At 66.4% G+C, this 14950-nt stretch carries 11 protein-coding genes and 1 pseudogene; 2 read left to right on the top strand and 10 right to left on the bottom strand.

What is annotated here, in order from left to right; all coding sequences use genetic code 11:
* Positions 1–59: 59 nt before the first annotated feature.
* A complete protein-coding gene (dnaE, locus tag AUL34_RS15805; protein WP_061935896.1) occupies positions 60–3545 on the top strand; it encodes a DNA polymerase III subunit alpha in 3486 nt (1161 codons plus the stop codon).
* Between the two features lie 39 nt (positions 3546–3584).
* On the opposite strand, the gene AUL34_RS15800 is transcribed toward dnaE, so the two are convergent.
* Both AUL34_RS15800 and AUL34_RS15795 read right to left on the bottom strand, forming a co-directional pair.
* Positions 3585–4271 carry a hypothetical protein gene (locus tag AUL34_RS15800; protein ID WP_061935623.1) on the bottom strand — a complete coding sequence of 229 codons (687 nt, stop codon included), beginning with the start codon at positions 4269–4271 and terminating at the stop codon, positions 3585–3587.
* Positions 4268–4711 (bottom strand): DUF3572 domain-containing protein, encoded by a 444-nt coding sequence (locus AUL34_RS15795; RefSeq protein ID WP_244492605.1) that lies wholly within the window; start codon positions 4709–4711, stop codon positions 4268–4270. The genes AUL34_RS15800 and AUL34_RS15795 overlap by 4 nt, the downstream gene beginning before the upstream one ends.
* Between AUL34_RS15795 and AUL34_RS15790 the strand changes: the two genes are divergently transcribed.
* Entirely contained in the window at positions 4695–5066 is a 372-nt protein-coding gene (locus tag AUL34_RS15790; protein WP_061935617.1) for a response regulator, read from the top strand. The two genes, AUL34_RS15795 and AUL34_RS15790, sit on opposite strands and share 17 nt — an antisense overlap.
* 385 nt (positions 5067–5451) lie before the next feature.
* On the opposite strand, the gene rpmG is transcribed toward AUL34_RS15790, so the two are convergent.
* From rpmG to plsY, 8 genes and pseudogenes are all read right to left on the bottom strand, one after another.
* A complete protein-coding gene (gene rpmG, locus AUL34_RS15785; RefSeq protein WP_061935614.1) occupies positions 5452–5619 on the bottom strand; it encodes a 50S ribosomal protein L33 in 168 nt (55 codons plus the stop codon).
* A 193-nt stretch (positions 5620–5812) separates the two neighbouring features.
* Positions 5813–7001: pseudogene (locus AUL34_RS15780) on the bottom strand (MFS transporter).
* Positions 6998–7696: an NUDIX domain-containing protein gene (locus AUL34_RS15775; protein ID WP_061935611.1), complete on the bottom strand. Its 699-nt coding sequence runs from the start codon at positions 7694–7696 to the stop codon at positions 6998–7000. The pseudogene AUL34_RS15780 and the gene AUL34_RS15775 overlap by 4 nt, the downstream one beginning before the upstream one ends.
* Complete coding sequence (locus tag AUL34_RS15770; protein ID WP_061935609.1) at positions 7693–8103, bottom strand: DUF983 domain-containing protein; 411 nt, start codon at positions 8101–8103, stop codon at positions 7693–7695. Before AUL34_RS15770 ends, AUL34_RS15775 begins: the two co-directional genes overlap by 4 nt.
* Complete coding sequence (rnr, locus tag AUL34_RS15765; RefSeq protein WP_061935606.1) at positions 8100–10373, bottom strand: ribonuclease R; 2274 nt, start codon at positions 10371–10373, stop codon at positions 8100–8102. The genes AUL34_RS15770 and rnr overlap by 4 nt, the downstream gene beginning before the upstream one ends.
* Before the next feature lie 5 nt (positions 10374–10378).
* On the bottom strand, positions 10379–13093 hold the full coding sequence (gene topA / locus AUL34_RS15760; RefSeq protein ID WP_061935603.1) for a type I DNA topoisomerase: 2715 nt from the start codon (positions 13091–13093) through the stop codon (positions 10379–10381).
* A gap of 122 nt (positions 13094–13215) precedes the next feature.
* A complete protein-coding gene (gene dprA / locus AUL34_RS15755; RefSeq protein ID WP_061935600.1) occupies positions 13216–14349 on the bottom strand; it encodes a DNA-processing protein DprA in 1134 nt (377 codons plus the stop codon).
* Positions 14346–14948, bottom strand: a complete 603-nt coding sequence (gene plsY / locus AUL34_RS15750) for a glycerol-3-phosphate 1-O-acyltransferase PlsY (RefSeq protein ID WP_061935597.1) — start codon at positions 14946–14948, stop codon at positions 14346–14348. Before plsY ends, dprA begins: the two co-directional genes overlap by 4 nt.
* Positions 14949–14950: the final 2 nt, after the last annotated feature.

Below are 14950 nucleotides of genomic sequence, written 5' to 3'. Positions count from 1 at the left end.
ACGACGACATCGGCTATCTCCGGCCAGTCGGCGAGCTGTCCGAGGACGACGCGCCGACGATCGAGGAGATCGCCGTGTCCGAGTCCGTCGAGCCGATTGCCCCGCCGCGTTTCATCCATCTGCGCGTGCACAGCGCCTTCTCCCTTTTGGAAGGGGCACTGCGCACGGACCAGATTGTGAAATTTGCAAAGGGCGACGGCGCTCCGGCCATCGGAATCGCCGACACGAACAATCTCTTCGGCGCCCTGGAATTCTCGGAGAAGGCGGCTAAGGCCGGTATCCAGCCGATCATCGGCTGCCAGCTCGAGGTCGATTTCGCGGATGCCGAGGTCAATCCGCGCGATCGATCCGGCTTCGGTCCGGCCGCACCGATGGCCTTCATCGCAGCGAACGAACGCGGCTACGAGAACCTCGTCGAGATCGTTTCCCTCTCCTATCTCGCCCATGACGGCAATGTGCGCCCGCATGTGCCCGTGGCGTGGCTGGAAGGGCGCACCGACGGTCTCATCGTCCTCTCCGGCGGTCCGCTCGGCCCCATCGGGACGGCCATCGCAGCCGGGCAGGCGGGCCTTGCGCGCGCCCGGCTCCAGACGCTGGCGGCGCTCTACGGCGACCGGCTCTATGTCGAACTTCAGCGACATGGCGGTCGCGAGCGTCGTACCGAGCCGGATACCGTCGCGCTGGCCTACGAACTCGGCCTGCCGCTCGTTGCGACCAACGAGCCCTTCTTCTTCTGCGACGAGGATTTCGATGCGCACGACGCGTTGATCGCCGTCGCATCCAACCGCCTCGTCAGCCACGAGGACCGGCGCCGCCTCACCAGCGACCATTGCCTCAAGAGCCAGAACAAGATGGCGGAGCTCTTCGCCGATCTGCCGGAGGCCCTGGAGAACACGATCGAGATCGCGCGGCGCTGCTCCTATCGCGTGCGCACCCGCAAGCCGATCCTGCCGCGCTTCGCCGGCGCCGATGCCGACGCGCTGGAGGCGGAGCGGGCCGAGGCCGGCGAGTTGCGCCGGCAGGCGGAAGAGGGGCTGGAGGCACGCCTTGCGGCACATGGTCCCGCGCCGGGTCAGACGGTCGAGATCTACCGCGAGCGGCTGGAGTTCGAGCTCTCCGTCATCGAGCGCATGAAGTTCCCCGGCTACTTTCTGATCGTGTCGGACTTCATCAAGTGGGCGAAAGCCAACGGGATCCCCGTGGGGCCGGGGCGCGGCTCTGGCGCGGGTTCGCTCGTCGCCTACTCGCTCACCATCACCGACCTCGACCCCCTGCGGTTCGCGCTGCTCTTCGAGCGCTTCCTCAACCCGGACCGCGTGTCGATGCCCGACTTCGACATCGACTTCTGCCAGGACCGTCGCGAGGAGGTGATCCGCTACGTCCAAGAGAAGTACGGCCGCGAGCAGGTCGCGCAGATCATCACCTTCGGTTCGATGCAGGCGCGCGCCGTGCTGCGCGACGTCGGCCGCGTTCTCGAGATGAGCTACGGCCATGTCGACAAGCTCTGCAAGCTGGTGCCGCAGAACCCAGCGAACCCCGTGACGCTCGCGCAGGCGCTCGAGGACGAGCCGCGGCTGCAGGAAGCCCGCAAGGCCGAGGACGTCGTCGACCGCCTCCTGACGATCTCGCTGAAGCTCGAGGGCCTTTATCGCCACGCCTCGACCCATGCCGCCGGCATCGTCATCGGCGACCGGCCGCTGTCGAAGCTGGTTCCGATGTACCGGGATCCGCGCTCGGATATGCCCGTCACCCAGTTCAACATGAAGTGGGTCGAGCAGGCGGGGCTGGTCAAGTTCGACTTTCTCGGCCTCAAGACGCTGACGACGCTGAAGACCGCCCTCGACCTGATCGCCCGGCGGGGCATCGAGATCGACCTCGGTGCCCTGCCGCTCGACGACGAACCGACCTATCAGCTCCTTACCCGCGGCGAGACGGTCGGCGTCTTCCAGGTGGAATCGATCGGCATGCGCAAGGCGCTGATCGGCATGCGGCCCGACTGCTTCGAGGACATCATCGCCCTCGTCGCGCTCTATCGTCCCGGCCCGATGGAGAACATACCCGTCTACAACGCGCGCAAGCACGGCGAGGAACAGGTCGAGATCATCCACGAGAAGATCGAGCCCATCCTGCGCGAGACGCAAGGCGTCATCGTCTACCAGGAACAGGTAATGCAGATCGCCCAGGTCCTGTCGGGCTATACGCTGGGCGAAGCCGACCTTCTGCGCCGCGCGATGGGCAAGAAGATCCGCGCCGAGATGGACGTCCAGCGCGTGCGCTTCGTCGAGGGCTGCGAGAAGGGCGGCATCAAGAAGGCGCAGGCCAACACGATCTTCGATCTCCTGGCCAAGTTCGCCGACTACGGCTTCAACAAGAGCCACGCCGCCGCCTATGCGCTGGTCTCGTATCAGACGGCCTATCTCAAGGCGAACCACCCGGTGGAGTTCCTGGCCGGGTCGATGACGCTCGACATGGGCAACACGGACAAGCTCAACGACTTCCGCCTCGACGCCAAGCGCCTCGGCATCGAGGTGGTGCCGCCGTCGGTGCAGACGTCGTTCCGCGCCTTCGAGGTCGAGGACGGCAAGATCATCTACGCCATGGCCGCCATCAAGGGCGTCGGCGAGCAAGCGGTCGAGCATATCGTGGAGCGCCGCACCGAAGGCGGGCGGTTCGCGAGCCTCGAGGACTTCTTCGCCCGGATCGATCCGAAGATCGTCAACAAGCGCACGTTGGAGCACCTGATCTGCGCCGGTGCGCTCGACTGCTTCGGTCACGACCGGGCGCGCCTGTGCGGCAACCTCGAACGCCTGGCGGCTTATGCCGCGCTGGCGCAAACCGGTCGCACATCGGGACAGCACGACATGTTCGGCGGTGCCAATGCCGGGCCCGAACCGCTGCGCCTTGCCGAGGTCCAGGGCTGGACGAGCGCCGAACGGCTCCTGAAGGAGTTCCAGGCGATCGGCTTCTATCTCTCGGCGCACCCACTGGACGAGTACAAGGCGGCGCTGAAGCGACTGAAGGTCCAGTCCTACGCCGAGGTCGTCGCCGGGGTCCGACGCGGCCAGACCGCGGGGCGGCTTGCCGGCACGGTGACCTCGCGCCAAGAGCGCAAGACCAAGTCCGGCGGCAAGATCGGCATCGTCCAGCTTTCGGACGCGACGGGTCAGTACGAGGTCGTCCTCTTCACCGAGACGCTGATCCACTTCCGCGACATGCTGGAGCCCGGCGCTTCGGTCATCGTGACCGTCTCGGCCGAGGATCGGCCGGAGGGCATCTCGCTGCGCGCCTCGGCGGTGCAGTCGCTGGAGGGGGAGGCGGAAAAGATGCAGAAGGCGCTGCGCGTCTTCCTCCGCGATGCGGGCCCGCTGTCGCATGTCCGCAGCCAGCTTCGGCCCGGTGGCGACAGCGAAGTGTCTCTGATCCTTGTCCGTAACGACGGGGAACGCGAGGTGGAGATCGATCTTCCCGGCCGATTCCGCGTCTCGCCGCAGATCGCGAGCGCCATCAAGGCGGCGCCCGGCGTGGTCGATGTGGAGCTGGTCTGACGCGCAGGCACCTCGCGCCCGAGCCGTGGGGCGACAGCGCTAAGGGACCTGCGCGTTCGGGCCCGCGTCACCGCGAACGATCCGTCGAAGCGCGCCTTCCGCTTCCCCCCAGTCGGAAGCCTGAAGCGTGCGCTTGGGCATCGCGGGAAGATGCGGTCGGAAGTCCGCGTTGGCCATGAGGTGCACGAGGTGGACCGCCGGCACGCTGCGGCGAACGCCCTCGAGATTGGGCGGCAGGTCGTCGGCGAACGCGATCGGTCCTTGCCAGCGCTCGGCAAGCTCTGCGACGACCCCGCCTTTCGAGCGCTCCGTGGCGATCATCGGGTAGGGCAGGCCTGCAGCGTCCAGAAGGCGCCTGCGTTCGTCGAAGAACGCGGGTGTCATCGCCGTCAGGAACACGATGTCGGCTTCCGCCGACAACCGTGCCAAGGCCTCGCCGACGCCCTCCACCGGTTTCTGTCGCTGCTCCTGCTCGGCATAGAGGCGTTCCGTCACGCCATCCAGCTCGTGCCCGGTCAGCGCCGAACCCGTCGCGATGGAGCGGACGTTGCCGGTCAGCCGGAAGCTGTCGAAATGCAGCCTCGCTCCGTATTCCTCGAGGAGTTCACAGAACGGGGCGATGAAGTGCAGCACCACTTCGTCCACGTCGAGCACGAGAAGCGCACCGTGGCGGCATGGCAAATCCGCGACCCGGGGGCCGCGCGTCGTCGCCTTCGATCCCGTCACGAGAACGATTCGGCGTAATCGGTGCCGAAGGCCCGGCGTGCCGCCGCGACATCCTGAGGACGCACCCCGGCATGCGCCGCGAACTCCTCCAGGGTCGTTTCGTCGCCTATGATGAAGTCCAGGACACCCGCAAGGAACGCGGGCTCGCCCGCCGCGTCGCGAAGGTTCTCAAGTTCCAGTCCGGTGAGGCGAAGGAAGCGATTGAAGAGTACCGTGTCGGACGCCACGAACGACAGCCCTTCGATGGCAAGGGACGTCGCTTGGTCGTCGATAGTGGCGTCGGTTTCGAAGCCTTTTTTAACCATGATCGCGTCTCTCACGGGCGGTTGATGCATTTCTACCTTTGTTAAATCAAATTGCGGGTACTTTTGCGAACCGACACAGGAACGGAAGCTATTGGATTCCGCGGGGAAGGTTGCGTCAATGACCAAGACCGTCATGATTGTCGAGGACAACGAGCTCAACATGAAGCTCTTCCGCGATCTCATCGAGGCGCATGGCTACCGCACTGTCCAGACCCGTAGCGGCCTGACGGCCATGGACCTGGCACGAGAGAGCCAACCCGACCTGATTCTCATGGATATCCAGCTTCCCGAGATCTCGGGACTGGAGGTCACGCAGCTCTTGAAGGCCGATCCCGACCTGCGCCGCATCCCGGTCATCGCCGTCACCGCCTTCGCGATGAAGGGCGACGAGGAGCGCATCCGCCAGGGCGGGTGCGAGGCCTATATCTCGAAGCCGATCTCGGTCACGAAGTTCATCGAGACGATCAAGTCGTTTCTGGGCGACGCGTAGCCGAACCCTGACGTCGTTCCCTTGGGAGCCGACCGCGCGCCGCAAGGTTAACCATTCATGAAAAGATCACGGACGGAATCAGTCCACCGGATTGATTCCCGGACGATTCTCGGCAAGTCTCTGAGCGTGGGAAAAAGGGCGCAGGCAAGCCGCTCCCTTCGAGTTTCCCCATGGAATGCTCAGGTCCGCCGCATCTCCTGGGTCCCGTGGGGCGGTCGGCCGGCATCCGGTTTCCAGCGGTTTCCTCGTACCGCTTCCGGATCGCCGGCCGACCACAGATCCCGCCCTCACGACGCGCGCATCGCCCGACTGCAGCAAACCATCCCCAAACGCAAAACGCCGCCCCAGGGGGCGGCGCTGCATCGATCGGTCAACCCGGAAAGGTTTACTTGATCTTGGTCTCGCGGAATTCGACGTGCTTGCGCGCGACCGGGTCGTACTTGGTCTTGGTGAGCTTGTCGGTCATCGTGCGGCTGTTCTTCTTCGTCACGTAGAAGAAGCCGGTGTCCGCCGTGCTCAGCAGCTTGATCTTGATGGTCGTTGCCTTGGCCATGGTCTTCGGTCCGTCCGTCTATCAATTGTCGTGTCCTGCGCGGGGCGGAGCGATGGGCGACCGTCGCACGAGGCTTGCAGGACTTCAGGTTCGAGAGGATTCGAGTACCGGACCGGGTTCAGGCTCGATGCTCGACGGGGCGGACGAGCCGCCTCGACTATCGCGGCGGACACTACGCATGGCGGCGCTCAAGTCAAGAGGGACGCCGCAGCGTGCGCGTTCCGATCGTCACGAGATAAGCGGCGAAGAACGCGGCCAACGTGTAGGCGAAACCTTCCGGCCCGAACAGATCGATGGAGAGACCGAGGCTTTGCGGGCCGATCAGCATGCCGAGTGAGTAGCAGAAGATAAAGGCCGCGTTGGCAGCCGCGAGGTCGGTTCCCCGCAGCCTCGAGCCGAGGTGTGCGAGGCCGACCGTATAGAGCCCTGCCACCACGCCGCCCCACAGGAAGAGGACCGCCGCCAGAAGGATCCAGTTCCCTTGCAGAAGAGGCAGAAACAGGGAACCAGCCAGACCGATGGCGGCGAACGCCAGAAGGAGGTGTCGCCGATCTCGGACGCGGTCGCTGAGAAGGCCGAGCGGGATTTGAAAGGGCCACGCTGCCAAGACCGACCGCCGTCAGAAGTCGGGCCGCACCGCCCTCGGTGAAGCCGATGGAGAGGCCGTAGATCGGGAAAAGGGCCAGACCTCCGGACTCAACCGCGCCGAAGACGAGAACGGCGCAGGTCGCGCTCGGTACCGCCAGGAGGTAGCCATGGAAGGGCGCGCTCTGGCCTACATCGAAACGAGGCTGCGATCGCCCCGCTGAGACCAGTGGGATCGCCGCAAGCAGGATCATCCCGGCGCCGAGCCCAAACGGCAAGAATCCTTCGCTTCCGACGAGGGAGAATAGGAAGGGCCCCAACGCGAAGCCGAGCGCGAGAACCGTCGCATAGATGCCGAGGATCAGGCCTCGACGGCCCGGCGGCGAAACGGAGCCGATCCAGAACTCGGACAGGATGAACATCAGCGTCACCGAAAAATGGAACATGAGACGCAGTGGGAACCATGTCCAGAACGGCTGAAACACATGGAAGCCGACATTCGCCGCCGCCGCGGCGGCTATTGCCAGAAAGAGCGTACCGCGAACGCCGAACCGGCGCGCGAGCGGACTGACAGCCGGCGCGGCCAACAGGGAGGCGACGCCCGCGACCGCGGTGTTGAGGCCGATGAGGGTGGTGGAAACGCCGCGATTCTCGAGCACGACGCTGAGCAGCGGCAGGCCGAGCCCCAGCGCCAGCCCGACCGCAGCTATCGAGGCTATGGCCGCGAACGCACCTCGCCAGTCGACGCGCTCGGTTGCGTCGATGGCGGACCGGTCATCATGGAAAGGTGCCGTCATAGGTACTCGGTGGCGTGGCCTTCCCTACGTCGGCGGAAATAGGCGATCGGGGCGTCGGCATCCCGATCCGTTCCGTTGTCGATTCGCGCAAAGGCGGCCTCGAGAACGAGTTCGGTGACCGGAGCGACGCGGTAGTTCCTAAGCTCCGTCGATCCCACCCATATGACGGTTTCGAACTCGTCGGTCGGCGGGACGATCGGCTTGGTGTGCTCGAGGACGCTTTCCGCGGGGGCCAGGAAGAACCGTGCGTCGAAACGGCGGGGAAGGCCTGGCGGCGTGACCGCACGGGCGAAGGGAACGAGCCGGCGCGGGGAGGGCACGGCTCCCGCGGTGACAAACGCCGCCCAGGCATCCGGCATTGCAGGCAGGCTTCCGCGTTCGGCAACGAGAAGGCCGGTTTCCTCCTGCGTCTCCCGTATCGCCGCCAGCGCCAGCGCCGATGCGCGCCGGGATGAGGAGAGCCTCGGGCTGCCGCACATCAGGCGCTGCGCCACGGCATCTTCCACCGGCAACCGACGCGCCAGCGCGACGTCCGAGGGCTCCAGACGCCCGCCGGGAAAGACGAGGTGGCCGGGCATGAACAGGTGGGTCGCCGCTCTGACGCCCATCAGGAAGCGCGTCTCGCTGCCGCTCCGATCGAACAGGACGAGCGACGCCGCGTCCCGGGGGCGAAGGCGCGGAGCCGCGGTGGTCAATGGTCGGCTTCGGCCGGCTCTCCGCCGAAGCCGTGCATGCGGACCGCCCACTGAAGGCCGATCGTCGCGCCCTTGAGCGGTTGGAGAAGAACGAGCGAAAGGATCAACGTTACGGGAATCCAGATCGCGAGATGCGCGGCGAGCGAAAGATCGGCCCATTCCTCCGCGCCCATGAACAGGGCCACGACGATGTGACCGACGATGAAGACGGTCAGGTAAGGGGGCAGGTCGTCAGCGCGATGGTGGTGGTAGGTCTCGCCGCAGCGCTCGCAATGGTCGACGCTTTTCAGGAACCCCCGGAACAGCTTGCCCTCGCCGCAATGCGGACAGCGCATCCGGAAACCACGCCACATGGATTGGAGCACGTCGCGGCGTTCCGGCCCGGCGCTGATGGGCTTTTCGCTCATCGCTTCTTCCTCACCTTGCCGGCCACGTTCTTCGCGCGGGGCGGGCGCCCCGGTCGGCTGCTGCGCGGGCGGACTTTGTGGAACGATCCGGTCGTGCCGGGCAGTTCGCGGGGCTCGGTCAGCATCTCGAAACGCATCGATCCCTGAAGCGGGGCTGCCTCGACGAGCTTCACTTCCACCGTGTCGCCCAGCCGGTAGCCAAGCCGCGTCCGCTCGCCCACGAGCGTATGGGCGGCTTCGTCGTAGTGGAAGTAGTCGCGCCCCAACGTCGAGATCGGCACAAAGCCGTCGGCGCCGTAGGCCGGCAGCTGGACGAAGAGGCCGGCGCGCGTGACGCCGGTGATGCGTCCGTCGAACTCTTCATTCAGACGACTGGCCAGATGTTGAGCGATCAGGCGGTCCACCGTATCGCGCTCGGCGGCCATGGCGCGGCGTTCGGCCTGGCTGATCTCCTCGGCGGTCCTTTCGAGATCGACCTCTTCCTCCCGCGTGATGCCGCCGGGACCCAGGCCCAGCGCGCTCACAAGCGCCCGGTGGACGACGAGATCGGCATAGCGCCGGATCGGCGAGGTGAAGTGCGCGTATCGCATGAGGTTCAGCCCGAAGTGGCCGATGTTCTCCGGCGAGTAGTTGGCCTGGCTCTGCGAGCGCAGCACGACCTCGTTCACGAGGCTCTCGTGCTCGGTACCTCGCACCGCCTTCAGGATGCCGTTGAAATGCGCCGGCCTCAGGTTCCCGCTCTTGGCGAGCGGCAACTCCAGCGTACGAAGGAAGTCGCGCAGCGACTCCATCTTGGCCATCGAGGGTGCGTCGTGAGCGCGGTAGATCAACGCCTGCTTGCGCCGCTCGAGGGTCTCGGCCGCCGCAACGTTGGCCTGGATCATCATCTCCTCGATGAGGCGATGGGCGTCGAGGCGATCGGGCACGATCACGCGGTCGACGCGGCCGTCCTCGTTCAGCAGGATCTTGCGCTCGGGCAGATCGAGATCGAGCGGCTGGCGCCCCTGTCGCGCGGCAACCAGCGCACGGTAAGCGGCCCAGAGCGGACGCAGAACGGTTTCGACGATGTCGGGCGCTACGGTGTTGGGTCGCCCGTCGATCGCCGCCTGCGCGTCCTCGTAGGCAAGCTTGGCGTGACTGCGCATCATGATGCGGAAGAAGTCGTGCTTGCGCTTCTCGCCAGTCGCGTCGAACACCATCCGCACGGCGAGGGCGGGGCGATCGACGCCCTCGCGGAGCGAGCACAGATCGTTGGAAATGCGCTCCGGCAACATCGGCACGACGCGGTCGGGGAAATAGACCGAGTTGCCGCGCAGCCGCGCCTCCGCGTCGAGCTTGGTTCCCGGCCGCACGTACCAGGACACGTCCGCGATCGCGACGGTGACGACGAAGCCACCGGGGTTCGACGGATCCTCGTCCGGTCTCGAATGCACGGCGTCGTCGTGATCCTTCGCGTCGCGCGGGTCGATGGTCACCAGTGGGAGATCGCGCCAGTCCTCGCGGCTCTCCATCGTCGCCGGCCCGGCCTTGTCCGCTTCCGCGATCACACCCGCCGGAAAGACGTGAGGAATCGAATGGGCATGTAGCGCGATCGTGGAGATCGCACGCTCCGTGGCCATCGCGCCGATGACTTCGGCGATGGCGCCGGTCGGCAGGCTTCGACGCTGGTGCTCGGACGGCTCCACTTCGACGAGATCGCCGTCCTGAGCGTCGCGGGTCGACCCCGGCGGGATCGTGTATTCGAGTTGGCGGCGCTCGACCGGCTCGACGCGCCCGCCACCGCCAGGCGTCTCGCGGAAGATACCGATGGCGCGCGCGGTACGCCGCTCCAGCTTGCGGATCACCTTGGCGCTGGGCGATTCGTCGCCATCGTAGGTAAGTTGCGCAAGGACCCGGTCCCCGATCCCGACCGCAGGGCCCGAGGCGTTGCCACGAACGGCGAAGCGTGGGCGGAGGCCACGCTCCTCCTCGTCCCAGCCGACGGGATCGGCCAGGAGACCACCATCCTCGTCGCGGGCACGGATCTCGAGCACGCCCACGGTCGGCAACTCGCCGGGGCGGCGATAGCTCTTGCGGCTGCCTTCCAAGACACCTTCGGACTGAAGGTCGGCAAGGATGTCCGTCAGAACGTATCGCTCGTCGCCCTTGACGCCGAAGGCCTTGGCAAGGTCGCGCTTGGTGGCGCGGCCCGGGTTCTCGGCGAGGAAGCGCAGGACCGCCTCCCGGCTCAGCGAGCGTGTGTCTCCATCGGGTTTCGCTCGCCTTGCCATGTCGCTCAGTCCATCTTCAACTTTGCCTTGGCAGCCGGCTTCTTGGGGGCGGCGGGCTTCTTCGCCGCGCCCGCCTTGGCTGTCGTCCTCCGTGTGGCGGGCTTGGCAGCCTTCTCTTCGCCGTCCGCCTTCACGGCCTTGGCCGCCTTCTTGGCGGGCGCCTTCTTGACCTTCGTCCCGGTCTTCTCGGCCCGCTCGTTGAGGATCTGGATCGCCTCCTCCAGCGTCACGCTCGCGGGGTCCTTGCCACGGGGAAGGGTGGCATTGACCTTGCCGGCATTGACGTAGGGTCCGAAACGGCCTTCGCGCACCGTGATCGGACCGCCGATCGTGGGATGCTCGCCGAGCGTCGCGAGTGCCGCCGGCGTGCTTCGTCCGCGCGGTCCACGCTCCTTCTTCTCGGCGATCACCGTGACGGCGCGGTTGAGACCGATCGTCAGCACATCCTCGATCGTCTCGAGATTGGCGTAGGCGCCGTCATGCTGGAGGAACGGCCCGTAGCGACCGAGACCTGCAAGGATAGGCTTGTTCGTTTCCGGGTGCATGCCGACCTCGCGCGGCAGCGACAGGAGCTGGCGTGCCTTTTCGAAGTCGATCTCGGCGACCTGCCATCCCTTGGGCAGCGACGAGCGCTTGGCCTCCTTGCCGTCGCCGCGCTGAACGTAGGGCCCGAACCGGCCCGAACGCAGGGTGACGGGCTCGCCCGTCTCCGGATCGGTGCCGAGGTCCTTGGGTTCGTTCAGGCCACCGTCGCCTTCGACGCCTTCGGCCTGCAGGTTGGAGCCGAGCTGCCGCGTGAAGCCGCATTCGGGGTAGTTGGAGCAGCCCACGAAGGCGCCGAACTTGCCGAGCTTCAGGCTGAGCTTGCCGTTGCCGCAGCGAGGGCAGACGCGCGGGTCCGTTCCGTCGCCCTTGTCGGGGAAAACGAGCGGTGCGAGTTCCTCGTTGAGAGCGTCGAGGACGTCGGTAACGCGAAGCTCCTTGGTCCCGTCGACCTGGGCGGAGAAGTCGCGCCAGAACTCGCGCAGCACGTCCTTCCACGACAGCTCGCCAGCCGAGATGCCGTCGAGCTTGCCTTCGAGGTCGGCGGTGAAGTCGTACTCGACGTAGCGCTCGAAGAAGTTGTGCAGGAAGGCCGTGACGAGCCGCCCCTTGGAGTCGGGGAAGAGCTTGCGCTTGTCCTGGACGATGTATTCGCGGTCCTGCAGCGTCTGCAGCGTCGCGGCATAGGTGGACGGACGCCCGATCCCGAGCTCTTCCATCCGCTTGATGAGGGAGGCTTCGGAATAGCGCGGCGGGGGCTCGGTGAAATGCTGGGTCGGATCGACCGAGAGGCGCTTCAAGGGATCGTTGGCCGCGATTTCGGGCAGGCGGGCGCTTTCGTCCTCCTCCTCCGGCCCCTCGGTCGGCGCTTTGGAGTCGTCGCGGTGGTCCTGATAGGCGCCGATGAAGCCGTCGAAGCGGATGACGGATCCGGTCGCGCGCAGCATCGCCCGCCGACCGCCGCCCGTCGCCTCGATGTCCGCGGTCGTACGTTCGATCTCGGCCGAGGCCATCTGGCTGGCGATCGCTCGTTTCCAGATCAAATCGTAGAGGCGCGCCTGGTCGCGATCGAGGAACTTCTCCATTTCCTTCGGATGGCGGTCGAAGCTCGTCGGACGGATGGCTTCGTGCGCCTCCTGGGCGTTCTTCGCCTTGGTCGAGTAGACGCGCGGCTTTTCAGGCACGTAGCGGCCACCGAACGTCTTGCCGATCGCACTCCGGGCGTCGTCGATCGCCTCCGGCGCCATCTGCACGCCGTCGGTTCGCATGTAGGTGATGAGACCCACTGTCTCGCCGCCGATGTCCATGCCCTCGTAGAGCCGCTGCGCGATTTGCATGGTGCGGGAAGCACCGAAGCCGAGCTTGGCGGAGGCCGCCTGCTGGAGGCTCGACGTGGTGAAGGGCGGCGAGGGGTTGCGCCTCGTGGGCTTCGCCTCGACCGACACGGCCTTGAAAGTGGCGCCGTTCAGCATGTCGCGCATCTCGAAGGCGCGCGCCTCATTGCCGACCGACAGGCGTTGCAACTTCTCGCCGTCGAACGCCGTCAGACGCGCGGTGAAGTCTTCTCCGCGCGGCGTCGAAAGGCGAGCGGCGATCTGCCAGTATTCGTCGGTCTTGAAGCGCTCGATCTCGGCTTCGCGGTCGCAGACAAGGCGCAGCGCCACCGACTGGACGCGGCCAGCCGAGCGCGCGCCCGGCAGCTTGCGCCATAGGACGGGCGACAGGGTGAAGCCGACGAGGTAGTCGAGGGCGCGTCGGGCGAGATAGGCGTCCACCAGCGGGACGTCGATCTCGCGCGGGTTGGCCATCGCGTCCAGCACCGCCTTCTTGGTGATCGCGTTGAAGACCACACGGCTGACCGGCTTGTCTTTGATGACCTTCTTCTGCTGGAGCACCTCCAGCACGTGCCAGGAGATCGCCTCGCCCTCTCGATCCGGGTCGGTCGCCAGAATCAGGCCGTCGGCGCTCTTCACCGCCTGCGCGATCTCGGTCAGGCGCTTTTGCGAAGGCTTGTCGACCTCCCAGTCCATCGCGAAGTCGTCGTCCGGGCGCACCGAACCGTCCTTGGGCGGCAGATCGCGCACATGGCCGAAGGAGGCAAGCACCTTGTAGTTGCTGCCGAGATACTTGTTGATCGTCTTCGCTTTGGCCGGCGATTCGACGATAACGACTTCCATGAGCGAACGGTCCTGGGGAACGGGGCGGGCGCGAACGGGGACCGCCGAAACATCTAGGCTTCGCTCACATGGACAGCCCGGACGCGCCGGTCAACCCCGCGTCGCATCGCGGCACTCCCCTGCTAAGGGAGCAGACTCAAGCGTCCGCCGCTGTGGCGCTCCAGTCGCCCGGCCAGATCGAGTTCGAGCAGAACCACCTGCGCGGCGCTCCATTCGACCTCCGCATGCGCCACGAGATCGTCCAGCGAAATCGGCGTGGTGCTCATCGATCGCAGGAGGCGGGCGCGGTCTTCGTCGCGCGGCTCCTCGAATCGTTCCGCCTCCAGAGTCTCTTCGAACAGGCCGGTCGGACGCAGGGCGCGCGCATCGAGCGGAGCGAGTGCGGACAGTATGTCGCCCGGTTCCGTCACCAGCGTCGCGCCGTCCTTGATGAGGGCGTTGCAGCCGGCAGACTTGGCATCAAGCGGCGACCCGGGAACCGCAAAGAGCAGCCGACCCAGTTCACCGGCGAGGCGGGCGCTGATCAACGTACCGGAGCGCATCGCCGCTTCGACGACGAGGACGCCGAGCGAAAGGGCGACCACGACCCGATTGCGCCGCGGGAAGTCGACGGCACGCGGCTCCCAGCCGAAAGGCATTTCGGTGACGAGGCAGCCGCCGCCGTCGACGATGCGTCGCATCAAGGGACGGTTCTCAGGCGGGTAGGGCTTGTCCAGGCCGCCGGCGAAGACCCCGATCGTGCCGGTGGCAAGACTGGCCTCATGCGCCGCCGTGTCGATGCCGCGGGCAAGCCCCGAGGCCACACAATAGCCCGCCGATCCAAGGCCTTCCGCAAAAAGCCGTGCGAGTTTCGCTCCGGCTGCCGTCGCGGACCGCGCGCCGACGATTGCGACGGCCGGCCGGTCGAAAAGGGAGGGTTTTCCCATCACAGCCAGCACAGGCGGCGCAGCGTCGGTCCGCGTCAGCATCTCGGGATAGTCCGCTTCGCCGCGGATGACGAAGCGCGCTCCCATGCGGGTCGCGGCGGAGAGTTCGGCATCGATCGACGCATCGGAAGTGATGGTCGCTCGCTTTCTCGCGCCGCCCCGCGCGGCAAGATCCGGCAGGGCCTCCAGCGCGGCTAGGGCTGAGCCGTAGAGGCCTACCAGCTTTCCATAGGTGACGGGGCCGACGTTCTCGCTGCGGATCAATCGGAGCGCGGCCAGACGTTCCGCTTCGTCGAGGATCGGAGCGGGGATCGCCGGCGCCGGATTCACCCCTTCGATCCGATCTTGCTTTCCGTCCCTGCCGCGAGGCGGCGGATGTTGGGTACGTGCTTGATGTAGACGAGAAGGGAGAGGATCGCAGCGAGCCCGGCCGCCATCGTGTTGCCGAGAAGAAGATAGGCGATCGGCACGATGAGAGTGGCGAGGAGCGCGGCAAGCGAGGAAAACTTCCAGATCTTCGCCGCGCCGAGCCAGACGGCGGCGAAGACAAGGACGCCGATCGGGGCGAACCCGAGAAGGACGCCGATATAGGTGGCGACCCCCTTGCCGCCCTTGAAGCCGAGCCAGACGGGAAAGAGGTGGCCGATGAACGCGCCGAACCCGGCAACTGCCGCAGCCTCGGCGCCCCAACGCCAGAAGATCAGGACCGGCACCGTGCCCTTGAGCAGATCGCCGAGCAGCGTGAGCGCTGCGACCTTCTTGTTGCCGGTGCGCAGCACGTTGGTGGCACCGATGTTGCCCGAGCCGATCGAGCGCAGGTCGCCGAGGCCGAAGAGCCTGGTCAGGATGAGGCCGAAGGCGATCGTGCCGCAGAGGTAGCCGACCAGCAATGCGAACAGAAGGATGGTCGGTTCGATCTCCACGCTCATGC

Origin of the sequence: Aureimonas sp. AU22 (assembly GCF_001463745.1) — a bacterium.
Lineage (GTDB): Bacteria > Pseudomonadota > Alphaproteobacteria > Rhizobiales > Rhizobiaceae > Aureimonas.
Note: the sequence above shows the minus strand (reverse complement) of the source record. Positions and strands in the feature narration are given on the sequence as shown.